Here is a 14,806-nt window from a genome sequence, read left to right on the forward strand (position 1 = left end):
GAATAGTAAGATCAATGAAATGAACTTGAAATTCCTAAAGAGGAAGGAAGCCTGTCAAAATGAATGTCGTGGAGAGTCAAACCAAATCTGTAGAAGACAACTCAGAAATAAAGAAAAGTGTCCTTTGGATTTATTATGTCATCTTTTTTGCCGTTTTGAATGAATCCGTATTCAACGTATCCACCCCAAGCATTGCCAAGCAGTTCGGCTTGGATGCTTCCGGTGTAAGTTGGGTAGTTACGATCTTTTTTATCGTCTTCGGTATGGGTATGGTTATATTTGGGAAGCTTTCCGATATGTACAGCATCAAAAAATTGATTACAATAGGGATCTCCCTTTACGTTTTTGGGTCAATTTTGGGTTTTGTATGCCAATCGTGGTATCCCGCTGTCATTTTATCTCGGGCCATACAAGGAGCAGGTGGGTCAGCTATCCCAGCCTTGATATTCGTCATGGTAGCCCGGTTTTTCACAGTGAAAGAACGGGGGAGAATGTTTGGTATCATTACATCGACCGTTTCATTCGCTATTGGGATCGGTCCGGTCCTTGGCGGTTATATTGCAGGATCTTTCCACTGGGCCTTTTTGTTTCTTGTTTCGGTACCCGTAGTCATCGCTATTCCTTTTTTCCAAAAGTTTCTGCCAGTAGAACCGCGCAAAGCAGGTAAATTGGATGTTGTCGGAGCGGTACTGTTGGGTGTTATCATATCAACGCTGATTTTGTTTACGACAGAAGGAAATTGGATCTACTTGGGAATCGTGCTGATAGCTCTTATACTATTTATCGTTCATATTCGCAGAGCGAAGGAGCCGTTCGTCGAACCTGCACTTTTCACAAATTCTCTTTACCGAAATGGTCTCATCATCGGCTTTCTCATTTTTGGCACCGTGATGTCAGTCATGTTCGTCATACCGCTTATGCTTAGTAACATATACGGCCTAGACACTGAACATATTGGACTTATTATGTTTCCAGGAGCCATTAGCGCGGTCGTATTTGGGAAAGTGGCCGGCAATATGACGGTCAAGCGAGGAAGCCATTATGTTGTATATCTAGGATTGATATTAATCGCAGCTAGTCTATTACTTCAATCTTCATCCATCGGTCTTTGGGTATGGTACATTGGTGCAGCCCTCATCATGATGTACATCGGATTTTCTTTCATGCAGACGGCATTAACGGAAACGATTACGCAAATTTTGCCGGTTCAACAAATTGGCGTCGGGATGGGCTTTTTCAATATGACCTCAACGATTTCCGGAGCGGTCGTGACGGCACTCGTTGCCAAAGTGATGGAGAAAGAGCTGCTTGCTTTTCCACTTCATCCTCTAATTTCAGACTCACACGCCTACCTGTACGGCAATCTCATTCTGATATTATGTTTAGTTGTTATAGCAAGCACATTGCTTTATTTCGTATCTTTTGGCAAAAAAAATCAACAGCTGGTCAATGAACTGGTATAAATACTGGAATAACAATGAACTTGGAAGAGCCGAACCCGTACAAAGGTCTGGCTCTTTCTATTTTTCAAGCGGGAGTAAGAGTCAATTAAAATCATGCAGTCCCAAAGGTATAAGCATTTGTAAAAGGGTGTATATATAAAGCATAGAACTGAAAGCGTTTACAGCTTGTCCCATTTTCAATCCATCGACCGAATATATCCTCGGCAGAACATGAAGGAAAGTCCATCATGTCGAAGGAGGCAGTCGAATGCATGTGTCCTATACGGATGAACAGAACTTGATTCGTTCCATGGTGCGTGACTTTGCGATTAATGAAGTAGAGCCGACGGCTGCACAGCGGGATGAAGAAGAGAGATTTGATCGAAATTTGTTCGATAAGATGGGAAAGCTTGGTTTGACGGGTATTCCATGGCCTTCAGCGTACGGTGGGCTTGCGTCCGATTTTCTGACCTATGCTATGGTCATTGAAGAGCTTTCTAGGGTATGTGGATCCACAGGAGTTATGCTTTCCGTTCATACCTCTCTAGTCAGTTGGGCGATTTACAAGTATGGCACAGAAGAACAGAAACAAAAGTTTTTGCTGCCCTTAGCAGAAGGGAAGAAGCTAGGAGCTTATAGCTTAACGGAAAGTGGTTCCGGCTCCGATGCTGGGGCGATGAGGACAACAGCGATAAAGGACGGCGACAGTTATGTCCTTAACGGATCCAAACTATTTGTCACAAATGGAGGGGAGGCGGAGGTTTACATTGTTTTTGCGATGACGGACTTGCAGCAAAGGCAAAAAGGGTGCAGCGCCTTTATCGTAGAAAAGGGAGCTGCTGGATTCATTTTTGGCAGCAAAGAAAAGAAGCTAGGCATCCGTTCATCGCCGACAATGGAACTGAGGTTTGAGAATTGCCGTGTTCCTGTGGAGAATTTGCTAGGGCCGGAAGGTGAAGGATTTCGAATTGCCATGAAAAGTCTGGATGGCGGACGTATCGGAATTGCTGCTCAAGCACTTGGAATTGCGCAAGGTGCACTAGATGCTTCAATCGCCTATGCGAAAGAACGAAGTCAATTGGATAAGCCGATTGGTGGGCAGCAAATGATTGCTTTTAAAATCGCTGATATGGCAACTCACATTGAAGCAGCTAGACTGCTTACCTATCAGGCCGCCTGGCGGGAAAGCAAGGGATTAACATATGGAAAGCAAGCTGCTATTGCCAAGCTTTTCACCAGTGATACCGCTGTTCAGGTCTGCATTGAGGCTGTGCAAATTTTTGGAAACGACGGTTATACCAAGGATTTCCCTGTAGAGCGGTTTTTGCGCGATGCGAAGGTGACCCAGATATACGAGGGGACGAACGAGATTCAGCGTATTGTGATATCACGAATGCTTCTTGCCGACTGACTGAATGAAAGAACGAACGGAGGAAGGGAGAGCGATGAGATGAGTGACGACTATTTGCCTGGACTTGAAAATGTCATTGCTAGCGAGACGAACATCTCGTTTCTGGATGTGGAAAAGGAGGAAATTGTTGTTCGCGGGTATGACCTTATTGAGCTTGCCCAAAACGTAACCTATCTGGACATTGTGGGTCTGCTTCTAGGCGGAGCGCTGCCTAATCCAGATGAACGGCATTCTATCGAAGAGAAGTTGAGATCGGAATATGGATTACCGCCAAATGTGAACGCGATTCTACAACTACTCCCCGAGCAAGCCGACTTCATGGATGTTCTGCGAACAGGCATTTCAGCTATAGCAAGTTACGACGTAGATCTCGAGGATCGTTCCAGAGAAGCCAATACCCGTAAAGCCATTCGATTACTTGCGAAAGTACCGGAAATTGTTGCCAACGGGTATCGCGCACAAACGAAGCAGCCATTCATTGACCCGAACAAAGAGTTATCCTATACAGCTAATTTCTTATATATGATCACAGGACGCGTCCCAACCAAGATGGAAGAAGCTATCTTTGATCAATCATTGATCGTATATAGTGAGCATGAAATGCCGAATTCTACGTTTGCTGCGCGTGTAATTGCATCCACACAATCCGACCTTTATGGTGCCTTAACTGGCGCGGTTGCTTCACTCAAAGGGACTCTGCACGGCGGTGCGAATGAAGCGGTCATGGCTATGCTTTTGGAAGCGGGATCGGAAGCAAATCTTGAAGCAATCATGCTAAATAAGTTAGCAAAGAAAGAACGAATTATGGGCTTTGGGCATCGGGTTTATATGAAAAAAGCGGATCCCCGTGCACTGCTTATGAAAGAGGCGCTTGCTGAACTCGCATTAGACAAAAATCAACCAGAGCTCTACAACATGTGTGTCCTTGGGGAAGAAGTCATGAAGCGAGAAAAGAATTTACATCCGAATTTGGATTATTATGCAGCTCCTGTTTACTATTTGCTTGGGATTCCAATTGAATTGTTTACACCGGTATTTCTTGCTGCCCGTACGATCGGCATTAGCGCGCATGTGATCGAACAACATGATAATAATCGACTCTTTCGACCACGCGTTCATTATAAGGGACCTCGAGATCTACACCCTCCTCAGCAGCCGGGTCACTTAAGCAGAAAGGACGAATACGAATGAGTAGTTCTGGATATCTGGAAAATAAGGAGATGACCTTTGACCCCTTAATCGAGGAGATTGCCGATTATACATTGGCAAAAGGGATTGAAAGTGAAGAAGCTTATCATATCGCACAGCATGTCTTATTGGATTCACTTGGCACCGGATTACTCGCTTTACGATTCCCGGATTGTACGAAGCATTTGGGTCCGATTGTACCAGGTGCGAACTTACCGGGGGGTGCCCGTGTGCCGGGGACGAGATACGAGCTAGACCCTGTTCATGCAGCTTTTAATATCGGCTGTATGATTCGTTGGCTGGATTATAACGATACATGGCTGGCTGCTGAATGGGGGCATCCTTCGGATAATATAGGCAGTATTCTTGCCGTCGCCGATTATCTTAGCCGTAATAGAGTTGCTGAGGGGAAAAAGCCACTCATTATGAGGGATGTCCTCACCATGACTATTAAAGCGCATGAGATTCAGGGAGTGCTTGCTCTTGAGAACAGCTTAAACCGTGTAGGACTGGATCATGTTCATTTTGTGAAAATAGCTTCGACAGCTGTTGCTGCGGCAATGTTGGGGGCAAACAGAGAAGAGCTGTGCAGCGCACTTTCCAACGCATGGATTGACGGGGCTAGCTTAAGAACGTATCGACATGCTCCGAATACAGGTTCCCGAAAATCATGGGCTGCCGGTGATGCCACAAGTCGTGGGGTACGGTTAGCTTTGATGGCTGTAGGTGGCGAAATGGGCTATTCGTCGGCTCTTACTGCGAAAAACTGGGGCTTCCAAGATGTTTTGTTTCAAGGAAAAGAACTCACATTAGGTCGTTCACTAGGTTCCTATGTGATGGAAAATATTCTATTTAAAATATCATTTCCTGCTGAATTTCATGCTCAAACAGCCGTCGAATGCGCTTTGCAGCTGTACCCTAAGGTACACAAGCAGTTGGATGAGATTGCACACATCACATTGACTACCCATCAATCTGCGATTCGGATTATAGATAAGAAGGGACCTTTGCACAATCCTGCTGATCGGGATCATTGTCTGCAATACATGGTTGCGATTGGGCTGCTGTTTGGAACATTGACCGCTGAGCATTACGAAGAAATGGTCGCTAAGGATCCTCGGATTGATGCGCTTAGGGAGAAAATGGTCGTTGTCGAGGATGAGCAGTACAGTATAGATTACTTGGATCCTGACAAACGTTCGATCGCAAACGCGGTCCAAGTTCATTTCAAAGACGGCACAAAAACGGAGAAAGTGGTTTGCGAGTATCCGATCGGGCATCGCAGACGGCGTGAGGAAGGTTTGCCGAAGGTTATTGAGAAATATGAAGCAAATTTATTAACTCGGTTTCCTCGTAAGAAGACGACAGAGATTTTGAAGCTCTCACTTGATTATGAGCGGTTGATTCAAACGCCTGTTCATGAGTTTATGGCGCTTTTTATTATATGACCATTGGTTAATAAAGTCTGCGAGATGCAGGAGGTCTTTATGTCATGGCTGATTGAAGAAGAACCGGATCAACAACGATTGGCCGCTGAATTTCGTCAGCTTGTCAATTCAGGTCCAATTGTCAAAATTCCAGGTACCCACGACGGAATGGCAGCAAGAATAGCCAAACAGGCTCATTTTAAAGCTATATATTTATCAGGAGCTGCTTACACAGCTAGCAGGGGACTGCCTGATTTAGGCCTCATTTACTCTAATGAGGTGGCTGAACGTGCCCGAGAGCTGGTTCGTGCATCCGGTCTTCCTCTACTTGTAGATATAGACACCGGATTCGGCGGTATTTTAAATGTAGCACGAACAGCTAAGGAAATGGTGGAGGCGAAAGTCGCAGCCGTTCAAATAGAGGATCAGGAAATGCCGAAAAAATGCGGACATTTGAATGGGAAGAAGCTCATTTCGGCTGAGGAGATGATTCAAAAAATTCGAACGATCAAAGCAGTGAGTCCGACGTTATATATCATTGCACGTACAGACGCCAAGAGCGTCGAGGGAATGGATGAAGCGATTCAAAGAGCACAGCAATATCTTGCTGCGGGAGCTGATGCGATTTTTCCAGAAGCGTTGGAAAGTCAAGAGGACTTTCAACGTTTCAGCAAAGAAGTGGAGGGTCCACTTTTAGCCAATATGACGGAATATGGGCGAACTCCTTATTATACGGCGGAGCAATTTGAAAACTGGGGATTTCATATGGTCATTTATCCAGTCACTTCTCTTCGCGTAGCTGCCAAGGCCTATGAAAGAGTTTTTGAGGAAATCAGTCAAACAGGAACTCAAAAGGGCTCTCTCAGCCGTATGCAAACCCGGAGTGAGCTTTATGATACGATTCGATATTACGATTATGAAGCATTAGATGGACAAATTGCCAAAACGATTTTGAATGAAAACGTGTAGCGGCCTATGAACCATCCTCACTGATCTCCTGTTGTCGGTGGGGTCTTTGCGTACACATAAGTCATCAAGAGGAGGTCGTTATGGCATGGACTTTAGCTTGTCGGAGGAACTGGAAATGGTTCGCAGTATGGTCCGAGATTTCGCCCAAAACGAGGTGGAACCGAGTGCTGCCCTTCGAGATGAGGATGAACGGTTTGATCGGACCTTATTTGACAAAATGGGAGAGCTTGGTCTGACGGGGATTCCTTGGGCTGAGAACTACGGTGGGCTTGGCTCCGATTATCTGACCTATTGTCTTGTTGTAGAGGAACTATCTCGTGTGTGCGCTTCTACAGGTATTACTCTGTCGGCACATATTTCGCTTGCGGGCTGGCCTATTTATACCTTTGGAACGGAAGAGCAGAAGATAAGGTTTTTACGACCGATGGCAGAAGGGAAGAAGCTTGGGGCTTACGGTCTAACAGAGATCGGCTCAGGCTCCGATGCTAGATCCATGGGAACGACAGCCATGCGAGATGGGGACCATTATGTATTAAACGGCTCCAAAAAATTTATTATCAATGCAGGTGCTGCGGAATTTTATATCGTGTTTGCTTTAACGGACCCTTCGAAGAAGCACAAAGGCAGCAGCGCATTTATCGTAGAGAAAGATACACCCGGATTTACGTTTGGCAAAAAGGAAAGAAAATTGGGCATTCGCTCATCGCCGACGACAGAGATCCGTTTTGACAACTGCCGCATACCCAAGGAAAACCTACTCGGAAATGAAGGAGAAGGATTTAAAATCGCCTTGCGCACGCTAGACGGAGCTAGAATTGGAATCGCGGCTCAGGCGGTAGGGATCGCGCAAGGAGCACTGGATGTCTCGTTGGCCTATGCCAAAGAACGCAAACAGTTTGGAAAGCCGATTGCGCAGCAGCAAGCGATTGGTTTTAAGCTGGCGAATATGGCAACAAAAATCGAAGCGGCAAGACTGCTGACGTATCAAGCGGCTTGGAGAGAAAGTCAGGGGTTATCTTATGGCAAGGAATCTGCTTATGCCAAGCTTTTTGCTGGAGATACGGCCATGGAGGTGACTGTAGAAGCTGTTCAAATCTTCGGGGGATATGGCTATACAAAAGCCTTCCCCGTTGAACGTTATATGCGCGATGCCAAGATCACGCAAATCTATGGAGGGACGAACGAAATCCAGCGAATGGTTATTTCACGAAGCCTTCTGGCAGATTGAGGAAAGGAGGTGCAGCCGTGTCAACTGAGGGATCGGAAACCAACTATCGTGCGAAGCATAAGGTGAGATTCGTAACGGCTTCGGCTTTATTTGATGGCCACGATGTGTCCATTACGATTATGCGGCGAATTCTTCAAGCCAGTGGAGCGGAGGTCATTCATCTAGGGCATAACCGATCCGTTAGGGAAATTGTGCAAGCAGCAATTCAGGAGGACGTTCAAGGAATTGCCGTTTCATCGTATCAAGGCGGGCACGTCGAGTACTTTACTTATATGATTGATTTATTGCGGGAAAAAGGGGCTTCTGAGATTAAAATCTTCGGTGGCGGAGGGGGTGTAATCCTTCCTTCGGAAATCAAAACGCTTCATGACTACGGCGTTACTCGCCTATTTTCGCCTGACGATGGAAGGGAGCTTGGCTTGCAAGGGATGATTAACTTCATGATGAAGGAGTGTGATTTTAGTACGGTTTCTGGCTATGCCCAAGGTTACGAAGTAAGCGGAGTAGGGCAAATCAAAGATCATAGGTCGATAGCCCGCTTCATTACAGCTGCGGAACTAGCTTGCGAAAGCAGGGAATCGAAATCGGAGATAGAGACATTAAGTAAACAGTCAAATGGAGCCATATGTCCGGTTGTTGGCATCACAGGCACAGGCGGAGCGGGGAAAAGCTCCCTAACCGATGAATTAGTCCAGCGTTTTCTGCGTCAGTACCCGGATAAAACGATCGCCATCCTATCGGTCGATCCAACCAAGCAGCGAAGCGGTGGCGCTTTACTTGGGGATCGCATCCGCATGAATGCTGTTCACAACGATCGCGTGTATATGCGAAGTATGGCAACACGGGGATCGGGCAATGAACTGTCCGTTGCAATCGCTCCTGCCATTGCCATCTTGAAGGCGGCCGGCTTTGATCTTGTTTTGGTGGAAACCAGCGGAATTGGTCAAGGTGATCATCAGATCACCGAAGTAGCCGATGTATCGCTCTATGTGATGACAAGCGAATTCGGTGCACCTTCGCAATTAGAGAAGATTGATATGCTTGATTATGCGGATCTGATTGCGATTAATAAATTTGACCGCAGAGGCTCTGCGGATGCGCTTCGAGATGTGAAGAAGCAAGTTCAGAGAAATCATGGTTTATTTGATTTGAATTTTGAATCTATGCCTGTCTATGGAACGATGGCTAGTCAATTTAATGATGCTGGCGTGGATACGTTATTCCATGCACTCATCGATACCTTGAACCGAAAATGTACTTTGCAGTGGCCTATTCAGGGCTTTTCATCTGGTCATGCTGCTGCTAAGACGCATGTCATCATACCAGCTGACCGCACACGGTATTTAGGAGAAATCGCAAATACTGTACGGGCGTATCATGCATACGCAGAAAGGGAAGCCGAGCTGGCCACTAGCTGCTACCGAATTGAAGGGGCGATAACTGCCCTACAGCAGGAGCTTGGAGCAGACGAAAGTGTATCTGTGCTGCAAACACTTAAGATGAATGTAGAGACGCGTATGCAAAAAGAAACTCGCCATCTACTCGCCCAGTGGCCGGAGCTGCAAAGAAAATACACAGGCAAAACCTTTACTACCCGAGTACGGGATAAAGAATACGTGACAGAGTTAACAACGTCAAGCTTGTCAGGTCTGGACATCCCAAAGGTGAGCCTGCCCAAATACCGCGATGCAGGAGATCTCATTCGCTGGATGTACCGTGAGAATGTTCCGGGGGAATTCCCCTTTACAGCAGGTGTTTTTCCTTTCAAACGAACAGCAGAGGATCCCAAACGCCAGTTTGCAGGCGAAGGGACGCCAGAACGCACCAATCTACGTTTTCATTATTTGTCGCAGAATGATCAAGCCAAGCGTCTCAGCACGGCTTTCGACTCCGTCACTTTGTATGGGGAGGATCCTGATGAACGGCAGGACATTTACGGCAAGATCGGTGAGAGCGGGGTTAGTGTCTGTTCACTAGACGACATGAAAAAGCTGTATGCCGGGTTCGATCTATGCGACCCGTTGACTTCGGTTTCAATGACGATCAACGGTCCTGCTCCGATACTTCTCGCAATGTACATGAACACAGCGATCGATTTCCAGATCGAACGCTTCTCCCAGGAGCAGGGTAGACGACCAACGGACTTGGAGGCGAACCAGATCCGCGGGCAGACACTGAGATCGGTGAGGGGGACGGTGCAGGCTGACATCTTGAAGGAGGATCAGGGGCAGAATACGTGTATTTTTTCCACAGAGTTCGCACTGCGGATGATGGGCGATATTCAGCAATATTTTATCGATCATGAAGTCCGTAACTATTACTCGGTTTCTATCTCGGGCTATCATATTGCCGAGGCAGGGGCGAATCCGATCTCACAGCTCGCTTTTACACTAGCTAACGGATTTACTTATGTTGAGTATTATTTGGCTAGAGGGATGCCGATTGATGACTTCGCACCGAATCTATCCTTCTTTTTCAGCAATGGGCTTGATCCCGAATATACGGTGATTGGACGAGTGGCGCGTCGAATTTGGGCTACGGTTATGAAGAACAAATACAACGCTAATGAACGCAGCCAAAAGCTAAAATATCATATCCAAACGTCGGGACGATCTCTGCATGCGCAGGAAATTGATTTTAATGATATCCGAACCACGCTGCAAGCGCTGATGGCCCTTCTTGATAACTGTAACTCGCTTCACACGAATTCTTATGACGAGGCTATTACAACACCAACGGAGGAATCCGTACGCCGAGCGATGGCTATTCAATTAATCATTACAAAAGAGCTTGGTTTTGTTAAAAACGAAAACATGCTGCAAGGCTCGTTTATCATCGAGGAATTGACCGATTTGGTTGAGGAGGCTGTGCTGCAGGAATTAGAACGAATTAGTGAAAGGGGCGGTGTACTCGGAGCTATGGAGTCTCAGTATCAAAGGGGTAAAATCCAGAATGAATCGATGCTGTATGAAATGAAAAAACATCACAGCGAGCTGCCCATTATTGGCGTAAATACATTCCTTCATCCCAATCCTTCCAAAGATGAGGACATGAATATCCCGCTAGCTCGCGCAACGTCGAAAGAAAAAGAACAGCAAATTACGAATCTCAGGGAGTTTCTCTCGAGGCACCAAGCAGAATCACCCGAGGCTTTGGCAAAGCTGCAGCAAATTGCGCTTGATGGAGGTAACATTTTCGCCGAATTGATGGAAACGGTCAAGGTTGCAAGCTTGGGGCAAATTACCCACGCGCTTTATCAGGTAGGCGGGCAATATCGCAGAAATATGTAGCAGCAGGAGAGAGGAGGAATTCCTATGTCTTCTCAGCAAGTTATGAAACATCAACAGCTCGGTTTAACCGATGAACAGGTGCTGAAGATGTATACCTTTATGCTCAAAGCAAGGAAGTTTGACGAGCGAGCAACACTTCTACAACGGTCAGGCAAAACGGCCTTTCATATCTCTAGTGTCGGTCAAGAAGCGACCCAGGTAGCAGCGGCGTTCGCATTAAATAAGCAGCATGACTATTTTCTGCCTTATTACAGGGACTATGCCTTTGTCCTAACGGTGGGTATGACCGTGCGTGAACTCATGCTGGCAGCTTTATTTAAAGCGGAGGACATTAATGGAGGCAGACAAATGCCAGGGCATTTTGGCTATAAGAAGCATCATATTGTTTCGGGATCAAGTCCGGTTGCCACGCAGGCCCTACACGCTGTCGGCATCGCACTAACGGCCATGATGAAGAAGGAAGATCATATAGCTTTCGTCAGCTTTGGCGAAGGGGCGAGCAACCAAGGGGATGTGCACGAAGCGTTCAATTTTGCCGGTGTATTCAAGCTGCCTGTTATCTTCCTATGCGAAAATAACCAGTATGCCATTTCCATTCCTGCGCATAGACAAGTGGCTGGACGCGTTGTCGATCGTGCCGCAGGCTATGGCTTCCCAGGTCAGCGTGTGGACGGCAATGATACTCTGGAGGTGTATCGCGCTGTCAAAGAAGCGAGGGAGCGCGCTGTTCGCGGGTATGGGCCGACATTGATTGAAGCGATGCTTTATCGGATCCCGCCGCATTCCACAGCGGATGACGATATGCTGTACCGGACGAAAGAAGAGGTAGAGTACCATAAGGAGCAGGACGGCTTGCAGCGGTTTCGTCGTTATTTGATCGAATGCGGGGTTATGACAGAAGAGATCGAACAAATGCTGAATGAGAGTGTTACAAAAGAAGTAAATGAAGCAACGAAATATGCTGAAAAAGCCCCTTATCCGGCTCCTGAGGACGTATTACGGCATGTTTATGCGGAAGATGGGGGTGATGCTTAAATGCCAATCTTAACGTATTTGGAGGCCATTCGACGTGCGATGATAGAAGAAATGGAACGCGATGAGCATGTATTTGTGCTCGGAGAGGATATTGGGAAGGGCGGCGTTTTGAATGCGACGAAAGGCATGCGCGATCGGTTCGGTGAACTGAGAGTCCTTGATACGCCTCTCTCTGAATCAGCCATTGTGGGTGTTGCGATTGGAGCGGCTATGGTGGGGATGAGGCCGATTGCGGAAATTCAGTTTGCCGATTTTATTTTCCCGGCGGCTAATCAAATCATAAGCGAGGCAGCGAAAATTCGTTATCGCTCGAATAATGACTGGCATTGTCCAATCGTCATACGCGCACCTTACGGTGCGACTGGCGGAGGCGGATTGTATCACTCACAGTGTCCTGAATCAGTCTTTTTTGGAACCCCAGGACTCAAGATTGTTGCGCCGTCTACAGCCTATGATGCCAAAGGTTTGCTGAAAGCGGCAGTGAGGGACGAGGATCCAGTCCTTTTTTTCGAACATAAGAAATGCTATCTTTCGATATCAGATGAAGTACCTGAAGAAGATTACACCGTTCCAATTGGCAAAGCAGCCATAAGGCGCGAGGGTACAGATATCACAGTAATTGCCTACGGTTTATCGGTACATTATGCAATTAGAGCGGCTTTCGAGCTAGAGCAAGAAGGAATTAGTACAGAGGTATTGGATTTGCGGACGCTTCATCCGCTCGATAAGCCTGCTATTTATGAGGCGGCAGCCAAAACCGGTAAAATATTGATCGTACACGAAGATAATAAAACAGGTGGCATTGGTGCTGAAATATCGGCTTTAATAGCGGAACATCTGTTGTACGAATTGGATGCACCTATTATGAGATGCTGCCCTCCCGATATTCCCCCTGTTGGCATGGCGCCAACCTTAGAGAAGTTTTACCTGCCGAATGTGGACATCGTCAAAGAAGCCATGCGCCAATTAGCGGAAATCTGAAGGAGGCTGGGTATGCAGAGGAACTCTGAAAATCCCCATGCTTGGATGATGATCGAAGTGGATGTCAGTAACCTCGTCGCCTTGCGGCAAGAGTTGAAAGACGACTTTATGCGTAGAGAGGGCGTCCCGCTTTCGCTTAGCCCTTTCGTATTGAAACCGATTGTGAATGCTTTGAAGGAGTTTCCCATGTTGAATGTCAAAAAAGATATCAACCTAGCAATAGTTGTTGCTAATGCCGACGATACCGTCGTAACACCTGTGATCTATCATGCGGATCGTAAATCCATAGCAGGAATCGCGATTGAGCTGTATGAGTTGGTCAATAGGGCGCGAAGTGGTTCCTTGCTGCCATCCGATTTAATTGAAGGTTCATTTACATTTAGTAACACCGGATCGGTAGGATCCTTGCTTTCCTGTCCAATCATTCATAATCCGCAGGCAGCCATACTGACATTTGAGTCCATCGTACGTAAGCCCGTAGTTATTCAGGAGATGATTGCGATCCGATCGATAGCCAACATTTGCCTTTCCTATGATCACCGGATTGTGGACGGGTTGATTTGCAGCAGGTTCATGCAGCGTGTTAAGTATTATTTGGAACAATATGATCAAGAAACGTTCATTTATTGAGAACGATGAGGGGGGCGAATCCATGAAGGAAAGTGTAATTGTGGGCGGTGCCCGAACTCCGTTCGGAAAGTTGGGCGGTGCCTTGAAAGAAGTTCCCGCTGTCGTTCTTGGAGGAACAGCGATGAAAGAGGCGATCCTCCGATCTTCGATTGATCCGGCAACCATTGACGAAGTGATTATGGGGATGGTGCTGCAGGGAGGAACGGGACAAATGCCTTCTCGTCAGGCTGCCCGATGGGCCGGTCTGGACTGGAGCGTGACGACGGAGACCATAAACAAAGTGTGCGCTTCCGGGCTGAGAAGTGTGACAATGGCTGATCAAATCATACGTTCTGGGGATGCAGATATTATCGTAGCCGGCGGGATGGAAAGCATGAGCAACGCACCGTTTGCTCTACCAAGTGCCCGGTGGGGAGCAAGAATGGGAGATCAAAGCCTCGTGGATCTCATGATTCATGACGGTTTATGGTGTTCATTTCACAACGTGCATATGATCGTTCATGGCAGCACTGTTGCCGCAGAGTTCGGAATTAGCCGCAAAGATCAGGATGACTGGGCACTTCGCAGTCATACTCGTGCCGTAGAAGCGATGAATAAGGGATATTTTGCGGAGGAAATCGTCCCTGTAACAATCGATAGTAAGGGTGGAACGATTGAGATTAGTAAAGACGAAGTCCCTAGAGCAGATACAAGTCTTGAAAAGCTTACCGCATTACCTTCTTTGTTCACAAAGGATGGCACCATAACAGCGGGTAACGCCCCCGGAGTAAATGACGGCGCTGCAGCAATGGTGGTCATGTCCAAAGAGATGGCTGTTTCTCAGGGGGTAAAGCCTCTGGCGAGGATTATTGGTCACGCTGCTGTAGGTGAAAGAGCGCCATATATCGCAACCACACCAGCTCTGGCGATTCTGAAGCTGTTGCGTCAAACAGGTTTGTCGTTGGAGCAAATCGACAGGTTCGAAGTGAATGAGGCCTTTGCGGCCGTTATGCTGACCAGTGGAAGGTTGCTTGGCTGGAATCCGGAGAGAGTCAACGTAAATGGGGGAGCGATTGCACTTGGTCATCCCATTGGCGCCAGCGGGGCGCGAATCATACTCACTTTAATCCATGAACTGCGGAGAATTGGCGGAGGCTATGGCATTGCCGCGATATGCAGTGGAGCAGCTCAAGGAGATGCCATTCTTTTGCATGTAGATCAATAAG

General features: G+C 47.0%; 11 protein-coding genes. All 11 read left to right on the forward strand.

The window, feature by feature from the left end:
* Nucleotides 1-59 precede the first annotated feature (59 nt).
* On the forward strand, nucleotides 60-1,463 hold the full coding sequence (locus AC58UU_RS23850; RefSeq protein ID WP_497319405.1) for an MFS transporter: 1,404 nt from the start codon (nucleotides 60-62) through the stop codon (nucleotides 1,461-1,463).
* Between the two features lie 247 nt (nucleotides 1,464-1,710).
* Nucleotides 1,711-2,853, forward strand: coding sequence for an acyl-CoA dehydrogenase (locus AC58UU_RS23855; RefSeq protein ID WP_497319406.1), 1,143 nt, complete (start codon nucleotides 1,711-1,713; stop codon nucleotides 2,851-2,853).
* A gap of 39 nt (nucleotides 2,854-2,892) precedes the next feature.
* Complete coding sequence (gene mmgD, locus AC58UU_RS23860; protein WP_497319408.1) at nucleotides 2,893-4,044, forward strand: citrate synthase; 1,152 nt, start codon at nucleotides 2,893-2,895, stop codon at nucleotides 4,042-4,044.
* Nucleotides 4,041-5,489 (forward strand): bifunctional 2-methylcitrate dehydratase/aconitate hydratase, encoded by a 1,449-nt coding sequence (locus AC58UU_RS23865; RefSeq protein WP_497319409.1) that lies wholly within the window; start codon nucleotides 4,041-4,043, stop codon nucleotides 5,487-5,489. The genes mmgD and AC58UU_RS23865 overlap by 4 nt, the downstream gene beginning before the upstream one ends.
* Nucleotides 5,490-5,528: 39 nt before the next feature.
* Nucleotides 5,529-6,437, forward strand: coding sequence for a methylisocitrate lyase (gene prpB / locus AC58UU_RS23870; RefSeq protein WP_497319411.1), 909 nt, complete (start codon nucleotides 5,529-5,531; stop codon nucleotides 6,435-6,437).
* 85 nt (nucleotides 6,438-6,522) lie between these two features.
* Nucleotides 6,523-7,665 (forward strand): acyl-CoA dehydrogenase, encoded by a 1,143-nt coding sequence (locus AC58UU_RS23875; RefSeq protein WP_497319412.1) that lies wholly within the window; start codon nucleotides 6,523-6,525, stop codon nucleotides 7,663-7,665.
* A 17-nt stretch (nucleotides 7,666-7,682) separates the two neighbouring features.
* The gene (icmF, locus tag AC58UU_RS23880) at nucleotides 7,683-10,955 is read left to right on the forward strand and encodes a fused isobutyryl-CoA mutase/GTPase IcmF (RefSeq protein ID WP_497319413.1); all 3,273 of its coding nucleotides are present in this window, start codon (nucleotides 7,683-7,685) and stop codon (nucleotides 10,953-10,955) included.
* Nucleotides 10,956-10,979: 24 nt separating this feature from the next.
* Nucleotides 10,980-11,990, forward strand: coding sequence for a thiamine pyrophosphate-dependent dehydrogenase E1 component subunit alpha (locus AC58UU_RS23885; protein ID WP_497319414.1), 1,011 nt, complete (start codon nucleotides 10,980-10,982; stop codon nucleotides 11,988-11,990).
* A complete protein-coding gene (locus AC58UU_RS23890; protein ID WP_497319416.1) occupies nucleotides 11,991-12,971 on the forward strand; it encodes an alpha-ketoacid dehydrogenase subunit beta in 981 nt (326 codons plus the stop codon). It begins immediately after the preceding gene.
* 12 nt (nucleotides 12,972-12,983) lie between these two features.
* The gene (locus AC58UU_RS23895; RefSeq protein ID WP_497319418.1) at nucleotides 12,984-13,601 is read left to right on the forward strand and encodes a 2-oxo acid dehydrogenase subunit E2; all 618 of its coding nucleotides are present in this window, start codon (nucleotides 12,984-12,986) and stop codon (nucleotides 13,599-13,601) included.
* Nucleotides 13,602-13,623: 22 nt separating this feature from the next.
* On the forward strand, nucleotides 13,624-14,805 hold the full coding sequence (locus AC58UU_RS23900) for an acetyl-CoA C-acetyltransferase (protein ID WP_497319419.1): 1,182 nt from the start codon (nucleotides 13,624-13,626) through the stop codon (nucleotides 14,803-14,805).
* The last annotated feature ends 1 nt before the right edge of the window (nucleotide 14,806 follow it).

It is taken from the genome of Paenibacillus sp. JT22N1 (genome assembly GCF_059692155.1).